The sequence below is a fragment of the Bacillus sp. 05T22 genome (genome assembly GCF_056396765.1).
In genome coordinates this window covers 1-20,209 of the sequence record NZ_JBFTMC010000023.1, presented here as the reverse complement: position 1 = coordinate 20,209, position 20,209 = coordinate 1, and the positions used below count along the sequence as shown (strand labels likewise).

Below are 20,209 nucleotides of genomic sequence, written 5' to 3'. Positions count from 1 at the left end.
GTTGGATTTTTAATCAACAATCACTCGGTTAATAAAGCGAATGTATTTCTTTAGAATCACTCTCTTCATATTTTGAACCTTCAGGTGAGGTTCATTAACTAATAAAGAAAAAACATCTGCACCATTTTGGCACAGATGTTTTTTCTTTATGCCTTTTTTTCTAAATAAATTCATAATGCTTAAAGCTAATCCTCCCCAAATAACTACAATTCCAATGATCATCATCATAATTGCTGATTCACTCATCATGAAACACCTCGATCTTTCCATTCTTTTTCAAGCTGGGCAGAATCTGAATGTATTTGTGTATTCCATTTTTTCAAACTAATAATCAATGCAACGACAAGAAACGCTGCTACCAGAACCCAACCATACGTCACGACAAATTGTGTCAGATAATTACCATAGTTTTTTGAATGTTTTGAATCGTACCATCAATAAGCATATACCCTAACATAAGCGGTGTAATATATTTTAATTCCACTAAATTATCAATAAATTCCGATAATAATTCTGGGTGATTGAAATTTTTTGATTTTGGAAAGGATAACAACAGTAACATAAGATGCAATTTTTTTTTCTTCTCAATTTTATTTGAACTATCACTGCTTTCTAGTTCAAAGCAAAAAAATCGAATAGATGGCTATTCATCTATTCGATCTTTCATCTGTTTTAATATTTTCTTTTCAAGCCTTGATACTTGGACTTGTGAAATTCCAATTCGCTCTGCTACTTCTGATTGAGTTTGATCTTTATAATAGCGCAAATATACAATTAAGCGTTCACGCTCATCAAGTTCTCTAATTGCCTCTTTTAAAGCGATTTTATCAAACCATTTCGTTTCTGTTTGATCTGCAATTTGATCTAGTATCGTAATAGGATCTCCATCATTTTCATAAACTGTTTCATGTATGGATGATGGAGTACGACTCGCTTCTTGCGCAAGAACAACTTCTTCTGGTGTCAACTCAAGCGCTTCTGCTACCTCATTAATCGTTGGAGCTCTTCCATATTCTTTAGAAAGCTCATCTTTCATCTTTCGAATCTTATTTCCAGTCTCTTTTAAAGAGCGACTTACTTTCACCGATCCATCATCACGCAAAAAACGCTGTATTTCTCCAATAATCATTGGAACTGCATAGGTTGAGAATTTCACGTCGAAAGACAAATCAAATTTGTCTACCGATTTCAAGAGTCCAATACAGCCAATTTGAAATAAATCATCTGGTTCATATCCTCGATTGAGGAAACGTTGCACAACTGACCATACAAGACGCATATTACTTTGGACTATCGTATCTCTTGCTTGTTGGTCTCCATCTTGACTTTTTTGAATTAACACTTTTAACTCGTGGTCCTTTAACTGAGGTTTCTTCTTCTCATTTCTGACCTCTATGTCCATAGACAATTCTCCTTAATTGCATAGAGCGTTACTATTTGATAAGTATTTTGTCAAATGGATTGTTGTCCCGAAAGATTCATTTGAAATAACTTCTACCTCATCCATAAAATTTTCCATGATAGTAAATCCCATTCCGGAACGCTCTAATTCAGGTTTAGTTGTAAAAAGAGGTTGCCTTGCCTCATCTAAGTTAAAAATGCCAACCCCTTCATCTCGAATCGTGAGTTTCACCATTGCTTCTTCCAAAATCACTGAAATGTAAACAACACCTTCTGCATTCCCTTCATATCCGTGAATAATTGCATTTGTGACCGCTTCAGACACAACTGTTTTAATCTCTGTCAATTCTTCCATTGTTGGATCCAACTGTGCAATAAAAGCAGCAACTGTGACGCGAGCAAACGATTCATTTTGACTTAACGCTGAAAATTGAAGGTTCATTTCATTTCTCATTTATGCCACCCCCAATGTCGCGAGCGCATGCGCTTCACTTTCTTCTAAGCGAATGATTTTAAACAGACCTGACATTTCAAATAAACGCTTTACAGGAGGTGAGATTGCACAAACGACCATCTCCCCTCCTAAACCTTTAACATGCTTGTATCTGCCTAATATAACACCAAGACCAGAACTGTCCATAAATGTTAATTTCTCTAAACTTAGTACAATATGATGAACGCGATGCGTTTCAATCATATCCGTTACTTTCGCTCGCAACTCTTCAGCAGTATGATGATCTAGTTCACCCGCTAGCCGAACACATAAGACATCACGCTTTACTTCTAAATGCATGGAAAGACTCACACGATTTCCTCCTTATGCTTAAACTTGACTCATTTACATAAGATTTTCGTGAACATAAAATAAGAATCCTTCCTACTGACAAAAGAAGTACTATTTCGCCATAATGTGAACCTTTCAGCAATTATTCTACCTTTTTCATGTATGTGGGTAAGAAAATTGTAATCTCTTTGCTTCTATTTCGATGTTGAAAACATCCCTAAACTTCTTTTAAATAGTTCCCACCAGCTCGCTGCAGCAACATCTTCTTTTGCCACAATCGTTTGCTTTAATAAAACATCCTTATCTTTTTTAATAACAAGTGTACCGAGTGCATCACCTTTTTTAATTGGTGCTTTTACTTTCTTTTCAGCGATAACTTCCTGTTTTACCTTGTCCATATTCTCGCCTTTTTTCATCAGAAGAGATACGTTATCCGATGAAACTAAATCTACCTTTTCTTTCTTCCCTTTTCCTACTTTTACGGTTTGAATTTTTTCACCGCGTTTATACAATTTTTTCGTTGTATATTGTCCAAATGCATAATCAAGGAGCTTTGTTACCTGGTTGTTACGTTCTTTTGATGTTGGCGCTCCCATGACAACAGAAATGACACGCATGCCATTTTTTTCAGCTGATGCTGTTAAACAATATTTTGCTTCTGTTGTAAAACCTGTTTTCACCCCGTCTACCCCCGGGTAAAAACGAACTAATTTATTCGTATTCACAAGCCAAAACTTTTTCTCTGTATTTTCACGTAAGTAATCTTCATACTTTCCTGTATATTTTCGAATGAGTGGATATTTCATCAACTCTTTCGCCATAATTGACATATCATATGCTGTTGAATAATGGTCTTTCGCTGGAAGACCCGTTGGATTTTGGAAATGTGTATTTTTCAATCCTAAATCCTTTGCTTTTTTATTCATCATGTTTACAAAGCCTTCTTCTGAACCAGCGATATGCTCAGCAACCGCAACAGATGCATCATTTCCCGATGCAATTGCAATCCCTTTTAGCATTTCATTCACTGTCATCTCTTCACCCGGCTCAAGAAAGATTTGTGAACCACCCATTGAAGCTGCATGTTCACTTGCTCTGACTTTATCCTCTAGTTTTAGTTTTCCCTTTTCAACTTGTTCCATGATAAGCAACATTGTCATAATCTTTGTCATACTAGCAGGCGGCAGTTTTTCATTTGGACTTTTCTCAAATAAGACTTTACCTGTATCTTGCTCAATAACAATTGCTGACGATGCTTCCTCCGCTAACTTCGGTGTCTTTTCTACTTCTGTTTTCTCAGACTGCGCTTTCTCAGATTGTGCAAAGCCAACTGAAACACCAGAAAATAGCAACATGAAACAAACAAGTATTCCAAAAACTCGCTTCATGACTAACCCTCCATTCTATATCAAACCTATTTTTTCCAAATAATATGTTTTTATACCATATTTTTCTAAAATTTTGTGTTGACAAACAAATCTATCATATATATTGTATTAAGTGTATTACATCTAGTAGTACACTTAAATTTCATCAGGAAGGAGACACTGCTCTTGCACATTCAACTCGATCCAAGAAGCAACACTCCGATATGGGAACAAATTGTTCAAAATATAAAAGAACTCGTACTAAAAAGCATGTTAGCACCAAACGATAAACTACCATCTGTACGTGAACTTGCTTCACTTCTTGTCATTAATCCGAATACAGTAAGCAAAGCGTACCAAGAATTAGAACGACAAGGTATTATCGAAACACTGCGAGGAAAAGGTACATTTGTCTCTCAATCGATTACACCGACATGGGACGAAAGGAAAATTGCTATGGTCGAAAAACAATTTCACCAACTATTACTAGAAGCTTCTTATCTTGGGATTACAAAAGAAAAAATTCACGATTGGATAGATTCATACTATAAAGAGCTAGGAGAAAATACAGATGCTACAAGTGACAAATCTGAAAAAAACAATTGATAACCAAGTCATTTTAGACAATATTTCTTTCACATTACAAAAGGGCAGTATTGTTGGATTACTCGGAAGAAACGGTGCGGGGAAAACCACTTTACTTCGAACACTTGTTGGAATTTTAGATCCGGATGACGGAACTGTTACATATGATGATGTGGATGTTCATAAACATCCAGAAATTAAGCAGAAGGTAGCTTATGTACCGGACTCTACGAACATCTTGAACGGGTATACGGTGAAAGAAATCATCAAATTTTATAAAGCAGTCTATACAGCATTTGATGCAGATTATTTCTATCAACTGTTAGAACGATTCAATTTACCAAACAAACGAATTCGTAGTTATTCAAAAGGGATGAAAGCATTGCTCTCTATCATTTTAGCTTTTTCAGCTAAAGTAGAATACATCATTTTAGATGAACCAACAAACGGACTAGATCCTATTGTAAAAAGACAAATCTTACAATTTCTCGTTGAAGAAGTGGCAGAAAAAGAAATTACAATTTTCATCTCTACCCATCATTTAGACGAAGTTGAAAAAATAGCTGATACAATCATCATTTTAAAAAGTCATACAATCGCTTCTGTCACAGCACTAGATGACACAAAGTCATGCTATGCAAAAATCCAAGTTGCTTATGAACGTTCTCTACCTCAAAAACTAGAAAACTTAAGCAATATTAAAATATTAAACCAAACTGGAAAAGTATATACGATTTTAATCGAAGGAAACGTAGCTGCTACACTCGAAAAATTCCATAAAGAACAGCCACTGCTCATTGAGGAATTAACAATGTCTCTTGAAGATGTATTTGTTACGACACTTGAGGGGGATGTTTATGTTTCATAAAGCATTATGGATGCGGAATTGGAAGCTTGGAAAATATGTAGTGTTCATATTCTTTATAAGCACTCTTTACTTTCTTCCCTATGAGTACCATCAAGCTGCCCAAGAACAACAACAACTCTTTTCCCATCCAGAACTTCTGGAAGACGGAAAATTTTATTATCACTATTCTTTTTATTCTTCTGATAGCTTTTGGTTAGCAATTGTTATCATTACTCTAGCATGTCTCTTAATTGGATGGGAACGGAGTAGCCAGTCTGGAAATATACTTATGGTAATGCCATTTAAACGACGTGATATTTTTCTATCAAAGTGGCTTTTYGGTACATTTTTTATTGTAGGATCCTTTCTCATAAATTGGGTTCTTATGTATTTCATTTATAAATCAACCATTCATTTTGAATATCAATCATTTGGTCCATTCCATCGATACTTTCTTTATGCCATTGTTTCTTATGTGGCAATCTATACCGCTTCTTTATGTATTGGGACATTTACCGGAAGTATCATTTCACAAAGCTTCTTTAGCATTACTTTTTGCGTAATCGGTATGGGATTCTTTTCACTTTTAATTTTCTTCTTCACAACTCATGTAGATGCGATAGATAAAAAGAATCATATGAAATACGAATCACTTTACACAATTGGTAAAAAAACAGACATTTCAGTTCCTATCATGCATTTTTCTATTAATTACAGTTATCATCCTAAATCCCAGCCAACTGATGATAACGAAAAAATTCCACAAGGGCCTGCTTATCATAGTTACTATTCCGCTAAAGCAATCCTTGTTCCACTCTTCTACACAATTTGTTGCTTATTTCTTGGTGTATTTCTTTATACAAGATCACCGAACGAAAATAATAAGAAAATCTTTCTTTTTCAAAAATATCGTTCACTCTGGATATGGAGTGCGACGTTGTATTTTGCATTAATTGGGGGACAAATGCTAAACCATTTTGATTTGTTATTTAGTTACTATGTTGGTTTCTTTTTAGTTGGAACTATCACCTATTTTATATTATCACGACTTACAAACTATAAAGTCTTTTAAAGGAGAGATCCTATGTTTCAAAAAGCACTATGGCTACGGACATATCAACAAAGCAAATATATAATTTGGTTATTTTGGCTAGTAAGTTTCTTCGTACTATCATATAAATATTATTTAGCAGCAGCAGAACAACTAAACTATTTTCATGAGAATAATAAATGGAAATATATATTTCATTATCATTATAATCTTTCACTAATCGATCCCCTTATTATTCAAGGGAGTGTAATTATCGCTTTAGCTTGCGCCCTCATCGGATGGGAACGCCAAAATCAATCGAGTGATTTTCTATGGTCTATGCCCTTTAAGCGAACACACCTCTTTTTAACGAAATGGCTTTTTGGTGTATGTAATATTATAGCGGTTGTCATAATGAACTGGGGCCTTTTTGCCATTATGAAAAAGACAACTTTTCACAATAAATATCAGTTATTTTCACCTTTCCATACTTATTTTCTATACATGCTTCTTATACTAATTGCTGTGTATACGCTCTCTTTATGTATTGGTACAATCGCTGGTAATGTTATTTCACAAGGGTTTCTTACTATTTCTGTACTAGGTTTACCCTTTATACTTCCGTCTCTTATTGTCGGATGTATTACCCTGCACACAGGTGAAGATCCTACTACAAAAAATGAAATTCCGGATTCCTATACAAACATACTAGGAATGGCAAGTATTCTTGGACCTGCACAAGGGTTTCATATTAATTTTGATTATGATCCACAGCGTGCTTATACCGATCGTGATGGAGTACGCCATAATGAACCTAACTTTACTCACATTCCTTCAGCCAAGACACTCATTGGTCCAATTACAAACATACTTATTTTATTACCTGTAAGTATGTACYTATACGCTAGATCTCCAAATGAACAAAATGGGAGATTTCTATTGTATCCAAAACTCAAAAAATTGTTTATGATATGTTCCGTTATCTTTATTGGAATGTTTTGGGGAGTACTATTGGGAGGATCTGGTTCTCTGTTTAGCTATTATATGGGGTTTTTCGGAGCAAGTATTTTTAGCTATTTTCTTTTATCGCGCTTATTAAAGTGGAAGTTTTCTTGGAATGTGAAATAACCTCCTCACCCGAGGAGGTTATTTCACATTCTCTCTTCTTTTCCCATACTCCTTCTCTTCTTTCATTCCAAATCCATCGCCATTCTCTATCATTTGATCTGTCGGAGCTATAATACTTTCAGCAACTTTCCAATCTCCTTGTTCCTGCACAAACACTTGAAGAAAATAATTCATTCCATTTAATTGATATGGATTTTCTTTTTTCACTTCATAACGAACAGCAATGTAATACACTTGAACATTTTTATTTTCAAATTTAGAGACGTATTGAGATAACCTCGGGATGTAATGCGAAGCCTTTTCAAGTGAAAGTTGTTTTACTTTTACGAGAGAAGAATTTGTGACATTGCGCAGTGTATCTTGCTCACGAATATTATTACTATGGTGAAAAAGAATAGCATTCTGCATAGAACGCACCCATAATTTTGAATATAAAACGGGCTGATCACTCGCAATATAGTGTAGTTCTTTTTGAACAACTTGGATTGGTGTTTTTGCATAAATTAATGTGCTAGAGCATATAAAACTTCCAATAATAATTACGAATGAAACGATGTATTTCATTATTTTCCCTCCGATACTTTTTACTTAAAGTATTGGAGTTTCAAAATATTTTTATTCAAAAGAAAAAGGATAGGAAAGCACTTTGCCCCCCTACCCTCATTTATTGTAATTATAGTACGCGACCAAATAGTTCTAATACCATCTCAATCTCTTGATCGCTCCACCCTTTAAATTTTTCTTTATAGTATTCTTTACGTACAGCTTCAAGTTCTTGTGTAACTTCTTTTCCATGTTCTGTAATCTCCAAATACACAATACGACGGTCTGAATCAGAACGTTTTCTTGTTACAAAACCTTTTCTAACTAAACGATCTGTTACTGCTGTAATATGACTGGATGTTACGTTCACTTCACTAGCTATTTGCGAAGCCATTTGTGGGCTTTTCAAAAATAATGCACGCAATACAGAAAATTCATTATATGGCATATGCTCTGAAAAACGTGTATTAATATCATTCTGTAATAAACGTATCATCTTTCGAAATGATGCAGATAAATCTAAAATCAGTGCTTCTCTTTTTTCGTTCACTAGCCTCGACCCTTTTTTATCATATTTACACATATTATAATCTATAAATACCTACGTTGTATATGCTTTCTTTCCTTTTGATTCTTAATTATGTAACTTTTTACATAAAATTTTCTCTCTCTTTTGTTCATATACATATAGAAAGGATGGTGAGCAAAAATGCAAGTTGGCATGAATCCCTATTCACCCGATATCCGCAATGGAAAACAAGCAACTATTACTGTACAAGGAGAAGGAGTTATAAAAGCGAAACCAAATGTCGTTGTACTAACAATTGGTATTAGAACAGATAATAAAGATGTGAAACAAGCGCAGGAGGAAAATGCAATCCAATCTAAACAATTACTTGCTGCACTTAAACAAATTGGTATCGCTGATAAGGATATAGAAACCATTTCCTATACAATTACTCCTCAATATGAATACGTAAACGAAAAAGCATTATTACAAGGGTACCGAGTCGAGCATTTGTATGAAATTACCGTTTTAAATGTACAAAAAGCTGGGGAAGTATATGATATAGCCGTTACAAATGGAGYAAATGTAGCAAGAGGATTACGCTTCCGCATTTCCCATCCAAACGCTTACTATCAACAAGCACTATTACAAGCAGTCCAGCGCGCTCAAGAAAAAGCTCGTACAATTGCGAGTTCGTATAATTTAAATATTAATCCCATCCCACTTTCACTCGTTGAAGAATCAGCACAAACACCGCGTGAATTTATGTCTCAAGCTACTTTACACACACAAGCTGCTCCTCCAATTCAATCTGGTGAACTAGAAATCATCTCTAATGTTCGTGCCATTTTCACATATTTATAGCACCAGTTACCTTTTAAGTAAACGTTCTCATTTTATTTATTGTAAAAAGATTATGTTCTGATATAATAAAGGACGGTGAGCTCTTTACAAAAGAGAGATCACGGGTGGGAGAGGGATATGAAAAAGAAGGTTTAACATGAAAGGAATACTTGAAAGAACATTTAAATTAGACCTACACCATACATCACCAAAGCAAGAAATATTAGCTGGAGCGACATCATTTTTCACAATTGTTTATATTATGATTGTCAATGCGTCCATTTTATCAGATGCCGGCATTCCACTTGAAGCAGGAATTTTGGCAACTGTTTTTAGTTCATTTGTCGGATGTCTAATGATGGCATTTTGGGCAAATGCACCTGCTATTCTTGTACCAGGTATGGGTGTAAATGCATTCTTCACGTATACAGCTGTGCATACGCTTGGATTAAGTTGGCAAGAAGCATTAGCAGCTGTCTTTATCGCCGGTATTATTTTTGCAATCGCCGCGTTTACACCGATTGCTCGTACGCTTTCATTATCAATTCCAAAGTCATTAAAAGAAGCGATTACTGTCGGCATCGGTTTATTCTTAGCTTTCATTGGTTTGCAAAAAGGCGGTCTTGTCGTTTCGCATCCGAACACTGCTGTTGCATTAGGAAAATTAAGTAGTCCTGTTGTTTTGGCAACACTGCTTACTCTTATTGTGGCACTTGTGTTATTTATTCGTAACGTACGTGGGAACTTTTTATGGACGATTGCAATTGGAACCGGTATTGCATGGCTATTTGGTCTTGTTGATACAAGCCAAATAGGGAATAGCTCATTTTCATTCGCTAACTACGGGGATGTGTTTGGTGCTATGTCATTTGGGAAACTTTCTTCCTTACCGTTTTGGATTGCAACATTTTCCTTAAGCATGGTGCTTATTTTTGAGAACATGGGACTTTTACACGGATTATTAGAAGATGACCGTAAATTTCCACGTGCTTATCAAGCAAATGCAATTTCAGCAATGACATGTGGTCTATTTGGCACAAGTCCTACCGTTTCAACAGTAGAAAGTGCCGCAGGTATTACAGCAGGCGGTAAAACAGGTCTGACGTCTATCGTTACAGGGATATTATTCTTCGCATCACTGTTTGCTCTTCCGTTTGTAAAATTAATTCCTGATAGTGCCATTGCACCAATCTTAATTATTATTGGCGGTCTAATGATTACAAACATTCAGGCAATCCCTCTAAACGACTTTTCAGAAGGATTTCCAGCGTTCTTAATTATCGTTATGATTCCGCTCACATATAGTATCGCTGATGGTATTGCGTTCGGATTTATTGCTTATCCTATTTTGAAGATTGCTCTTGGAAAGCATAAAGAAGTCGCACCGTCTATGTATATCATTACATGCCTATTCTTAGCCATGTTTGTGTTACACGCTATTGGCTAGAAAAAACGCCGGGGAATCCCCTCGGCGTTTTTTTACTTAAACCATCCTTTTTTATAGAACCAGGCCATCATTCCTCCACCAATTAACGCCATAATAACTAAACAAATAAAATAGCTATATTTCCCTGCTAACTCTGGCATATGCGCGAAGTTCATCCCATACACCCCTGCAATAAATGTTAATGGCATGAAGATGGTCGAGAAAACCGTTAATGTTTTCATAATATTGTTCATATGATGCGAATTCAATGAAAAATAGCTATCTCTAATATCAGCTGTTAATTCTCGGCTTGCTTCAATCATTTCAGAAAGCTTTAGTAAATGATCATATATATCCTTAAAGTAAATTTCATGATCACTTACACCGTAAAACCGAGTTGAATTTAAAATACGATACAAGAGGTCACGCATCGGTATAATTGTACGTCTAAGCTTAGATAAGTCCGTACGAATATCGAATACTTCTTCTAGTACACTCCCTGCTGTATCCCCTGTTAAATTATCATCAATCGCATTTAAATGATCTTCAATATAATAAACAGGTGCAAAGTAGTCATCCACAATTTGGTCAATGATTGTATGTRCTACATGGAGAGAACTCTTCTTGATACGTTTCCTCTCGCCAAGCGTTGTCCACACTCTTTCAATCGCATTATTATGTGAAAAATGGAAAGAGACAATATAACGATCACTAACAAATAAATCGATCTCATGTGGCTCTAATCCATCTTCTCCAAATGCATGGAGAACTAAAAAGTTATATCCATCATAGAAATCCACTTTTGGTCTCTGTACATATTCTACACAATCTTCAATCGCAAGGGGATGGAACTTAAAATGTTTTTGTAAAATGTATGTATATTCTTCTTTTGTTGGCTTATATAAATCAAGCCAATACCATGCGATATCTTCTCGTCCTGTTTCTTCTAACGAAACATCGTATAATACTTCATCTTCTTTCGTTACTGCACAAATTTTAATCATAATTTCACCCATTATTATTATAAACAAAAAACAGTAAAAAAAGCCAAGGAGAAGGCTCCTTAGCTTTTTAGCTTATTTCGTTACAATGCCATGCACGAGTTTCGGTGCATCAACATGGTCTTTCCCAATTTTCATGTTCTCATAAATTTTCGCTTTTACATCTTCTACATTTTCGCGGTTCGCGTAAATCGTAACAAGTGAGTCACCTTTTTTCACGCTATCGCCCACTTTTTTACGAAGCATAAGTCCAACAGCTAAATCAATCTCAGATTCTTTCGTTGCACGGCCTGCCCCTAAAAGCATTGCTGCTGTTCCAATTTCATCTGCAACAATTTCAGATACGTATCCATCTTCTTTTGCCTCTACTTCAATTTTAAATTGTGCTTGTGGCAGTTTAGAAGGATCATCAACAACAGAAGCATCCCCGCCTTGCGCTGCTAGGAACGTTTTAAACGCTTCTAACGCTTTTCCATTGTTCATTACTTCAATTAGTTTTTCACGCGCATCTTCTAAAGAAGAAGCTTTTCCAGCAAGGTATACCATTTGACTTCCAAGTGTTAAACATAACTCTTCTAAGTCTTTTGGTCCTTTACCTTGTAATGTATCAATTGCCTCTTGTACTTCTAATGCATTACCAATTGCCTCGCCAAGCGGTTGGCTCATATCAGAAATAACTGCCATCGTTTTACGACCAACATTATTACCAATACGTACCATTGCTTCTGCTAAACGTTTTGCATCTTCATCCGTTTTCATAAATGCACCTGCACCTGTTTTTACATCAAGTACAATTGCATCTGCACCAGCAGCAATTTTTTTACTCATAATAGAGCTCGCAATAAGAGGGATCGAGTTTACTGTCGCTGTTACATCACGAAGTGCATATAACTTTTTATCAGCAGGTGTTAAGTTTCCACTTTGTCCGATAACTGCAATTTTATTTTCATTTACAAGACGAATAAATTCATCATTTTCAATTTCCACATGGAATCCTGGTACTGCTTCTAATTTATCGATTGTACCGCCTGTATGCCCTAATCCTCGACCAGACATTTTAGCAACTGGTACATCTAAAGCAGCCACTAATGGACCTAATACAAGTGTAGTTGTATCACCAACACCACCCGTTGAATGCTTATCTACTTTTACTCCTTCAATCGCTGATAAGTCAATTGTATCGCCGCTATTTACCATTGCCATCGTTAAATCAGCACGCTCTTGATCATTCATATCTTGGAAGAAAATTGCCATTGCGAATGAGCTCATTTGATAATCTGGAATGTCACCATTTGTATAGCCTTCTACAATAAATTTCACTTCTTCTGTCGTTAATGCATGTCCATCACGTTTTTTTGCAATTAGGTCCACCATTCTCATTGTAAAATCACCCCTTCATTTGTTTTACAATTGCTTTTACTAATGCTAAGAAATTAGATTTCACACGTTCTGTCGTTTCAATTACCTCATCATGATGAAGCGGTTGATCTAAAATACCAGCTGCCATATTTGAAATACAAGAAATACCAAGTACCTTCATACCAGCATGACGTGCAACGATAACTTCTGGTACAGTTGACATTCCAACTGCATCTCCGCCAAGTGTACGAAGCATACGAATCTCAGCAGGTGTTTCGTATACAGGACCTGTCATTCCAACGTATACACCTTCTTGCACTTTAATATTTAAGTCTGCTGCAACTTGTTTCGCCATTTCGCGAAGCTCTTCCGTATACGATGTAGACATATCAGGGAAACGTACGCCCATTTCAGCATCATTTGGTCCGATTAATGGGTTCGTACCCATGAAGTTAAGATGGTCTGAAATTAACATAAGATCGCCTGGTTCAAATGATGTATTTACACCACCAGCTGCGTTTGTTACAACAACTGTTTCTACACCTAGTTCCTTCATAACACGAACTGGGAATGTTACTTTTTGCATGTCATATCCTTCGTAGAAATGGAAACGCCCTTGCATCGCAACTACAGTAACACCTTGAAGTGTACCAAATACAAGCTGACCTGCATGACCTTCTACAGTTGATACTGGAAATTCAGGAATTTCGCTGTATGGTACTGTTACTGCGTTTTCGATTTCATCTGCTAATACACCTAGTCCAGAACCAAGGATAAGCCCTACCTGTGGTGTTTCTTGGAATTTCTCTTTTAAGTATGAAGCTGATTTTGTAATAAGTTCACGATTCATTATATTGTCCCCCTTATTTTTTTAAGTCGTTTAAGAAACTTGTTCCGTATTCTGGCATTTCTACGCCGAAGTTTTCTGCTACAGTTGCACCAATATCAGCAAATGTTTGGCGAAGTACTAATTCTTTTCCGCCTTCTTTCATGCTTGGGCTATATACTAACAATGGTACATATTCACGTGTATGGTCAGTACCATGGTGAATTGGGTCATTACCATGATCTGCTGTAATGATTAATAAATCATCTTCTTTTAGTTTTTCAAATACTTCTGGAAGACGTGCATCATATTCTTGCAATGCTTCTCCGTATCCTTGAGGATCACGACGATGACCGAACATCGCATCAAAATCAACTAAATTCAGGAAGCTAAGACCTGTAAAGTCCATATTCAATGTATCTACAAGCTTATCCATTCCATCCATATTAGATTTTGTACGAAGAGATTCAGTTACGCCTTCTCCATCGTAAATATCAGAAATTTTACCAATGGCAATTACGTCATAATTGCTATCTTTTAATTCGTTCATGACTGTGCGGCCAAATGGTTTTAATGCATAGTCATGACGGTTTGGTGTACGTGTGAAGTTTCCTGGTTCTCCAACGAATGGACGAGCAATAACGCGACCCACCATATACTTTTCATCCAATGTTAACTCGCGTGCAATTTTACAAATGCTGTATAGTTCCTCAAGTGGTACAACTTCTTCATGAGCTGCGATTTGTAATACACTATCAGCAGAAGTGTACACAATTAAAGAGCCCGTTTCCATTTGCTCTTGACCAAGTTCATCAAGAATCGCAGTTCCAGAAGCAGGTTTATTACCGATAATTTTGCGTCCTGTTTTTTCTTCTAACTCATCAAGTAATTCTTTTGGAAATCCTTCTGGGAAGACTTGGAATGGCGTATCAATATACAGACCCATAATTTCCCAGTGACCTGTCATTGTATCTTTACCAGTAGATTTCTCTTGCATTTTTGTATAGTAACCAAGTGGTTTCTCTACTTTTGAAATCCCTTTCATTTCACGGATATTGCCAAGACCTAATTTCACCATATTTGGCATTTGTAGTCCATTCATATGTTCAGCAATATGACCGATTGTATCAGAACCTACATCACCAAATTTTTCAGCATCCGGTGCTTCCCCGATTCCTACTGAGTCCATTACGACTAGGAAAATACGTTTATATTTATTCATAACTGCAACCTCCTATATGTTGAGTTCTACTTCTTGTAGTATGTTCAAAACGTTGTAAAGTGAAACTGCTATCAGTGAGAATTCTCTGTATCACACTAACAAAAAGCACTTCTTATTGGTCATTCTCCAACCTACTTCGCGGCACTTTCACATGAAGTAACAAGCTTCCTATTTTTTCTAAGTCAGATGTCAGACATCTGATATTGATATCATAACATGTTTACGCTTTCTTTTTAATACATTTTCGTAGAAGTTCTTATTTTCTTCACACTTTCTATTGTAATCCATTCTGCAAATAAGTGCTAATGAAATTATGACTTATTTCGTAATCTCAAAATAAAAAAGCAGCTCTAAAGAGCAGCTCCTTATTTTACTTCTACTGTTTCTTCCTTATGTTCGTGAAGTTCACCTTTTCTCACATGAACTTTTACTTTATAAGCACCATTTTCTTTAAACGTATGTTTGCTTACATACTCTCCTTTATTCCCTTCTTTTGCGGGAATAAACTCATGCTTTTCAACGCCATCTTTCCAAATCTCAAGCTGTACTTCTGCTCCAGTTAATGCTTCTTCTTTTTGTTTCAAATGAACTTTCATTGTTGATTCAGCATTTGCTTTTACATCGCCAGCCATAAGGTGAATCATCGTATCACTCTTATGATCGCCATGACCTGCTTCATGACCACCATTTTCTTTCTTCGTATCCTCAACTTTTGCATTTCCTACAGCAATTTTCACTTCTGGCATAACATGCATTTCACGTGCATTTGTATGTGCAATAACATGATACACACCGTCAGATGGGAATGTTTTCTCTACTGCATAAACACCTTTCCCTTTATGCTTACCGTTTAACATTTCATGTTTTTCTTCGCCATCTTTCCAAATTTCAAACTTCACATCGTCAGCATCCGTTACTTTTTCTTTTCCTTGTGTAACAAGTGCCTGTACTTCTGTTTTTTCATTTGGCTTAATTTCTTTCGGGTTTGTTTGAACTGCTACTTTAACTTCTTCAAGTTTCTCTTTTTTCGGCGCTTCTTCTTTCTTTGTATTACAACCAGCTAATGCTAGCATCGCAATAAACAACGTAATTATCAGTTTTTTCATTATCATTTCCTCCTTCATACTCTACATAGTATAGAGGAAAAGACTAGTCGTATTCTAGCCTCCTGCTGAAAACAATATAAGAAATGTTTGTGAAGTTTTTGTGAAGTTCTTTTTTCTACTTATTTTCCATTTTCAAAATTCATTCTATAATTACTAGAATACGAATCGTCAAAACTACCTCCCTCTTACACTCCCGCCCTATATTACAATAAAAAAAGAGCATAATCATTATGCTCTCGGGTGAAACTGTTTATATACATCTTTTAATCTAGCTTTTGAAACATGCGTATAAATTTGTGTTGTTGAAATATCTGCATGTCCCAGCATTTCTTGTACAGCACGCAAATCCGCTCCATTTTCCAATAAGTGTGTCGCAAACGAATGACGCAAAGTATGCGGCGTAAGCTCTTTTTCTATATTCGCTTCTTTTGCTAGTCGTTTTAAAATTTTCCAAAAACCTTGGCGTGATAAGCGGTTGCCATGATGGTTCAAAAAGAGTGCATCTACTGTTTTTTTGCCCATCAATTCTTTTCTTCCCTTTTCAATATAGCGCTGAATTGCTTCCGTTGCTAAGCTTCCAAGCGGAATGATTCTTTCTTTATTCCCTTTTCCGACGCAGCGAACAAATCCCATTGTCAAATGAACATCCTCTAAATTTAGTGCAATTAATTCGGAAACACGTAGTCCTGTTGCATACAATAACTCTAACATAGCCTTATCGCGAATACCGAATGCACTTGTCTCTTTTGGCGTTTGAAGCAATGCCTCTACTTCACTCACTGACAATACTTTCGGTAATTTCCGCTCACCTTGAGGTGTTTCAATATGTACAGATGGATCATGTTCTACCACTCGTTCACGAAGTAAAAACTGATGAAACGAACGAATAGAGGCAATGTGGCGTGCCAACGTTTTTGATGATTTTCCGTTCTCTTTTAAATACTGCAAAAAATTCACAATGTGTATCCTTGTCACTTCGTGAAATGTTTTGATTTGCTCGACATGTTGTAAATACTTCACATAACTTTTCAAATCACGCTCATAGGATACAACTGTATTTTTAGCTAACCCTTTTTCAACAATCATATAATGAATAAAATCTTTTAATTGATCTTCCAATCTACACTACTCCCCATTTTCATAGAAAAAAATCATTCTATTTACGAAAGCATCTTTTGCTGGTTCCTCATTCCCTGATACTTTTTCTACTGTCTCTTCTTTTGGTTTTTCATAACGATGATAACTTTCATATTCTTCATTTATCCATAGTATAGCGAAATAAAACAAAATCGTACAACCTGTAAATAATAAAAATACTTTCATCCCATCAAAAGTTAATTTTAAAGCTCGGCGCATTGTAAACTCCTCCAAAATATATGTTATTACAACATATGCCAAGCTTTCTGCGATTTATACCTAAATTCAAATAAAAAAACCTCTTCCTAGCTAGATAGGAAAAGGTTATTTTTCATCCGTTTCATTTTCTTGACAATTTTTACAAATCCCATGGAAAGTTAAACGATGGTCTTTTACCTTAAAGCTCCAGTCTCGTTCTACTTTTTTCTCCACTTCACCAAGTAAATCCTCTTGAATTTCTTGTACAGCACCGCATTGTGTACAAATTAAATGATGATGGAAACGCTGTGCACCTTCTTGACGTAAGTCATAGCGTGAAACACCGTCTCCGAAGTTAATTTTATCAACAACTTTTAACTCAGATAATAACTCTAAAGTTCGATAGACGGTTGCTAGTCCGATCTCTGGCGACTTTTCTTTTACAAGGAGGTAAACATCTTCTGCGCTTAAATGATCTTCTTCATTTTCTAGCAGCACACGAACCGTTGCTTCACGTTGTGGTGTTAACTTATAGCTCGCTGCATGCAATTGCTTCTTAATTCGTTCAATTCTCTCTTCCATTCGGTACTACTCCCTCCTCGCCACTCTTACACCATTATATCAGAAGAAGGGCTTCTGTCAAAAGAAAAAACAATCAAAATAACTTGATAATTATTCTCAAGTAGTATTTATTTTTTATTAATAGACTCCACGACTTCTTTCATTAAAACTGGTGAAGCATATGCTTCAATACTAGAGGCAATTGCTAATACCACTCCAATGATTAGAAAAAAGCAAGTGTAACGTATTAACATCGGCAATAGCGGCTCGCTGATTTTCCGAATAAATTGATGCCTAATCATACGTAAAGAAAAACTTGCAGCAACTGTCGTCATTACAAGAAACGCTGGAATGATAATTAAATTTTGTGGCAACACGGATACAAATGCTAATAACAATCCATTCCAACCGTGCTGACTCACTAAAAAACCTACTGTAAACCCAACAACTACCCCTTTTAAAAATAATAAAATAAAGATTAGTGGTAATCCAATAATTGAAATACCTAACAACCAAATAAATCCAATATATTTTAATTGTGAAAAGTAACTTTCTCGAAACATTTCACTCGCAATTGCAAATTCCCCTTTGGAAACTTGTCCAAAAAATCGGTTCAAATAAAAAGATAAATCTTGCTTTTGATTCACCTGCAAACTATTTACAAGAATYGCYCCAAATAYTACTCCCATCARTAATAAAACGGAAACAAATATGTAAAGCGAAGAATTCTCTTGGATATGAGAAATTACACGATTTTGCCAAGTTTTTCGTAACATTTTTCTTCCCTCCGTTCACACTCTTACTAAAATGTATGAAAGAAAGAAAAAAGTATGACGAATTAACATTGAAATTCCGCTCTACTTTGCTAAACTTAAAAGTAGAGAATAGGAGGGATTTTGCTTGAAACCATTATTATTAGATTTTCCAACATTATTTCAAACTGAGCGCCTGCAAGTACGTAAACCATTTCCAGGTGATGGAACAGAGGTGTATGAAGCAATTCAAGCTTCTGTAGAAGACTTACAACCTTGGATGTCCATTACATCTGAAACAGAAGAAAGTGCTGAGGAAATAGTTCGAGAAGCTCACGGACAATTTTTACTTCGTGAAACATTAGCTTTTCACTTATATGATAAAGTATCTGGTACGTTTATTGGAGCTCTTACCCTTCATCCAGAAAACTGGGATATTCCAAAATTTTCACTTCGTTTCTGGTTACATAGCACTTATACAAAACAAGGTTATATGACAGAAGCAGTAAAAGGCGCTGTCCAGTTTGCTTTTGATAAACTTGGTGCGAGACGACTTGAAATTCGCTGTGATGCTACAAATGTAAATGCATGTGCCTTAGCAGAACGTCTTGAATTTATTTTAGAAGGTACACTAGAAAACGACTTTCTTGCTCCAGACGGTAGCTTACGTGACACACGCGTATACGCCAAAATTAATTAAAACACTCGCCTTGGGCGAGTGTTTATTTTTGTAATTGCAAGTATTGCACAGCGAACATAGTCTTTGCATCATGGATACGTTGATTTTTCATAAGTTCAACTGCTTCTTCTAATGAAACTTCCATTAATTCCACAAACTCATCTTCATCTAAAGCTGCTTTATTTTCCTTTTTCTTCAATCCAGTTGCTTTATATACATATAGAATTTCATCCGCAAAACCAGGTGATGTATAGAAAGATGTAACAAATTCCATTTTGTCACATACATACCCTGTCTCTTCTTCTAATTCACGAACCGCTGTTACCTCTGGCTTTTCTCCAGACTCTAATTTTCCAGCAGGAATTTCTACAATCTCTTTTTCTAATGCTTTACGGTACTGCTCAACAAGCACGATTTTCTTTTCATCTGTCACAGCAATTATAGCAACCGCACCAGGATGATTGACAATCTCACGTTTACTCACTTCTCCATTTGGCAATACTACATCATCAACACGAACTTTAATAACTTTCCCATCAAAAATCGGTTCGGTTGCAATCGTTCTCTCTGCAAGATTACTCACAATATTTCATCTCCMTATTCTATTTCCTAATTGTTCTTCATACATTTTACCACACTGAAAGGAGCGTGATAAAAATGAAAGTATATATTTTACCAAATCGTATCACGTTGGTCGGAAAGGCTTGGCAAATTCGGCATCAGCTAAAGCAATACGGAAAAGAATATAAAACTGTAGAAGAATGGATTACTGCAAACAAAAAGTAAACATTTGTCAACCTTCTTCTGCTTTCGTACAATACAAGTAAGGAGGTTGGCCTATGAAAAAACGTCAATTAGGAAACTCAGATTTATATGTTACTGAAATGGGGCTCGGTTGTATGTCCC

Annotated in this window: 25 protein-coding genes and 1 pseudogene; 8 read left to right on the top strand and 18 right to left on the bottom strand. The window is 35.9% G+C overall.

Going from position 1 to position 20,209, the window contains the following annotated elements; all coding sequences use genetic code 11:
- Positions 1-9: 9 nt before the first annotated feature.
- From AC1DIT_RS10360 to dacF, 6 genes and pseudogenes are all read right to left on the bottom strand, one after another.
- Complete coding sequence (locus AC1DIT_RS10360) at positions 10-246, bottom strand: methionine/alanine import family NSS transporter small subunit (RefSeq protein WP_139350017.1); 237 nt, start codon at positions 244-246, stop codon at positions 10-12.
- A pseudogene (locus tag AC1DIT_RS10355) lies at positions 246-484 on the bottom strand (sodium-dependent transporter); the annotation flags it as partial. The pseudogene AC1DIT_RS10355 and the gene AC1DIT_RS10360, both read right to left, overlap by 1 nt.
- 159 nt (positions 485-643) lie before the next feature.
- A complete protein-coding gene (sigF, locus tag AC1DIT_RS10350) occupies positions 644-1,402 on the bottom strand; it encodes an RNA polymerase sporulation sigma factor SigF (RefSeq protein ID WP_016116161.1) in 759 nt (252 codons plus the stop codon).
- Positions 1,403-1,414: 12 nt separating this feature from the next.
- Positions 1,415-1,855, bottom strand: coding sequence for an anti-sigma F factor (gene spoIIAB / locus AC1DIT_RS10345; protein ID WP_003200026.1), 441 nt, complete (start codon positions 1,853-1,855; stop codon positions 1,415-1,417).
- Positions 1,856-2,206: an anti-sigma F factor antagonist gene (gene spoIIAA / locus AC1DIT_RS10340; protein ID WP_016116162.1), complete on the bottom strand. Its 351-nt coding sequence runs from the start codon at positions 2,204-2,206 to the stop codon at positions 1,856-1,858.
- 173 nt (positions 2,207-2,379) lie between these two features.
- Complete coding sequence (gene dacF, locus AC1DIT_RS10335) at positions 2,380-3,573, bottom strand: serine-type D-Ala-D-Ala carboxypeptidase DacF (RefSeq protein ID WP_016116163.1); 1,194 nt, start codon at positions 3,571-3,573, stop codon at positions 2,380-2,382.
- Positions 3,574-3,738: 165 nt separating this feature from the next.
- Between dacF and AC1DIT_RS10330 the strand changes: the two genes are divergently transcribed.
- Genes AC1DIT_RS10330 through AC1DIT_RS10315 form a run of 4 tightly spaced genes read left to right on the top strand, consistent with a single transcriptional unit; the run spans position 3,739 to position 7,142 of the window.
- Positions 3,739-4,158 carry a GntR family transcriptional regulator gene (locus AC1DIT_RS10330; RefSeq protein ID WP_016116164.1) on the top strand — a complete coding sequence of 140 codons (420 nt, stop codon included), beginning with the start codon at positions 3,739-3,741 and terminating at the stop codon, positions 4,156-4,158.
- Positions 4,124-5,005: an ABC transporter ATP-binding protein gene (locus AC1DIT_RS10325; RefSeq protein ID WP_016116165.1), complete on the top strand. Its 882-nt coding sequence runs from the start codon at positions 4,124-4,126 to the stop codon at positions 5,003-5,005. The genes AC1DIT_RS10330 and AC1DIT_RS10325 overlap by 35 nt, the downstream gene beginning before the upstream one ends.
- A complete protein-coding gene (locus AC1DIT_RS10320; protein WP_016116166.1) occupies positions 4,995-6,056 on the top strand; it encodes an ABC transporter permease in 1,062 nt (353 codons plus the stop codon). The genes AC1DIT_RS10325 and AC1DIT_RS10320 overlap by 11 nt, the downstream gene beginning before the upstream one ends.
- A 12-nt stretch (positions 6,057-6,068) precedes the next feature.
- On the top strand, positions 6,069-7,142 hold the full coding sequence (locus AC1DIT_RS10315; protein WP_016116167.1) for an ABC-2 transporter permease: 1,074 nt from the start codon (positions 6,069-6,071) through the stop codon (positions 7,140-7,142).
- A gap of 18 nt (positions 7,143-7,160) precedes the next feature.
- Here the strand turns inward: AC1DIT_RS10315 and AC1DIT_RS10310 are convergent, their stop codons facing one another.
- Both AC1DIT_RS10310 and AC1DIT_RS10305 read right to left on the bottom strand, forming a co-directional pair.
- A complete protein-coding gene (locus AC1DIT_RS10310) occupies positions 7,161-7,706 on the bottom strand; it encodes a hypothetical protein (RefSeq protein ID WP_016116168.1) in 546 nt (181 codons plus the stop codon).
- Between the two features lie 109 nt (positions 7,707-7,815).
- Entirely contained in the window at positions 7,816-8,235 is a 420-nt protein-coding gene (locus AC1DIT_RS10305; RefSeq protein ID WP_016116169.1) for a MarR family winged helix-turn-helix transcriptional regulator, read from the bottom strand.
- Between the two features lie 159 nt (positions 8,236-8,394).
- Between AC1DIT_RS10305 and AC1DIT_RS10300 the strand changes: the two genes are divergently transcribed.
- Both AC1DIT_RS10300 and AC1DIT_RS10295 read left to right on the top strand, forming a co-directional pair.
- Positions 8,395-9,057 carry an SIMPL domain-containing protein gene (locus AC1DIT_RS10300; RefSeq protein ID WP_476998175.1) on the top strand — a complete coding sequence of 221 codons (663 nt, stop codon included), beginning with the start codon at positions 8,395-8,397 and terminating at the stop codon, positions 9,055-9,057.
- A gap of 136 nt (positions 9,058-9,193) precedes the next feature.
- A complete protein-coding gene (locus AC1DIT_RS10295; protein WP_016116171.1) occupies positions 9,194-10,483 on the top strand; it encodes an NCS2 family permease in 1,290 nt (429 codons plus the stop codon).
- Between the two features lie 32 nt (positions 10,484-10,515).
- Here AC1DIT_RS10295 and corA read toward each other — a convergent pair whose 3' ends face one another.
- The 9 genes from corA to spoIIM form a co-directional block, all read right to left on the bottom strand.
- Positions 10,516-11,478 (bottom strand): magnesium/cobalt transporter CorA, encoded by a 963-nt coding sequence (gene corA / locus AC1DIT_RS10290; RefSeq protein WP_476998174.1) that lies wholly within the window; start codon positions 11,476-11,478, stop codon positions 10,516-10,518.
- A 60-nt stretch (positions 11,479-11,538) separates the two neighbouring features.
- Entirely contained in the window at positions 11,539-12,843 is a 1,305-nt protein-coding gene (locus AC1DIT_RS10285; RefSeq protein WP_016133237.1) for a pyrimidine-nucleoside phosphorylase, read from the bottom strand.
- 7 nt (positions 12,844-12,850) lie between these two features.
- On the bottom strand, positions 12,851-13,672 hold the full coding sequence (locus tag AC1DIT_RS10280; RefSeq protein WP_016133238.1) for a purine-nucleoside phosphorylase: 822 nt from the start codon (positions 13,670-13,672) through the stop codon (positions 12,851-12,853).
- Between the two features lie 13 nt (positions 13,673-13,685).
- Positions 13,686-14,870 (bottom strand): phosphopentomutase, encoded by a 1,185-nt coding sequence (gene deoB / locus AC1DIT_RS10275; RefSeq protein WP_016116174.1) that lies wholly within the window; start codon positions 14,868-14,870, stop codon positions 13,686-13,688.
- Between the two features lie 365 nt (positions 14,871-15,235).
- Positions 15,236-15,976, bottom strand: a complete 741-nt coding sequence (locus AC1DIT_RS10270; RefSeq protein WP_016116175.1) for a FixH family protein — start codon at positions 15,974-15,976, stop codon at positions 15,236-15,238.
- Between the two features lie 228 nt (positions 15,977-16,204).
- Positions 16,205-17,095 carry a site-specific tyrosine recombinase XerD gene (xerD, locus tag AC1DIT_RS10265; RefSeq protein ID WP_003208345.1) on the bottom strand — a complete coding sequence of 297 codons (891 nt, stop codon included), beginning with the start codon at positions 17,093-17,095 and terminating at the stop codon, positions 16,205-16,207.
- Positions 17,096-17,101: 6 nt separating this feature from the next.
- Positions 17,102-17,332: a YqzK family protein gene (locus AC1DIT_RS10260; protein WP_016116176.1), complete on the bottom strand. Its 231-nt coding sequence runs from the start codon at positions 17,330-17,332 to the stop codon at positions 17,102-17,104.
- Positions 17,333-17,437: 105 nt separating this feature from the next.
- Complete coding sequence (gene fur, locus AC1DIT_RS10255; protein ID WP_000392653.1) at positions 17,438-17,893, bottom strand: ferric iron uptake transcriptional regulator; 456 nt, start codon at positions 17,891-17,893, stop codon at positions 17,438-17,440.
- A 107-nt stretch (positions 17,894-18,000) separates the two neighbouring features.
- Positions 18,001-18,648: a stage II sporulation protein M gene (spoIIM, locus tag AC1DIT_RS10250; protein WP_476998173.1), complete on the bottom strand. Its 648-nt coding sequence runs from the start codon at positions 18,646-18,648 to the stop codon at positions 18,001-18,003.
- A 124-nt stretch (positions 18,649-18,772) separates the two neighbouring features.
- Here spoIIM and AC1DIT_RS10245 point away from each other — a divergent pair, with 124 nt between their 5' ends.
- Positions 18,773-19,324, top strand: a complete 552-nt coding sequence (locus AC1DIT_RS10245) for a GNAT family N-acetyltransferase (protein ID WP_006095883.1) — start codon at positions 18,773-18,775, stop codon at positions 19,322-19,324.
- A 22-nt stretch (positions 19,325-19,346) separates the two neighbouring features.
- Here AC1DIT_RS10245 and AC1DIT_RS10240 read toward each other — a convergent pair whose 3' ends face one another.
- Positions 19,347-19,886, bottom strand: coding sequence for an NUDIX hydrolase (locus AC1DIT_RS10240; RefSeq protein ID WP_016116178.1), 540 nt, complete (start codon positions 19,884-19,886; stop codon positions 19,347-19,349).
- A gap of 74 nt (positions 19,887-19,960) precedes the next feature.
- On the opposite strand from AC1DIT_RS10240, the gene mciZ reads away from it, so the two are divergent.
- On the top strand, positions 19,961-20,089 hold the full coding sequence (gene mciZ, locus AC1DIT_RS10235; RefSeq protein WP_016116179.1) for a Z-ring formation inhibitor MciZ: 129 nt from the start codon (positions 19,961-19,963) through the stop codon (positions 20,087-20,089).
- Positions 20,090-20,209: the final 120 nt, after the last annotated feature.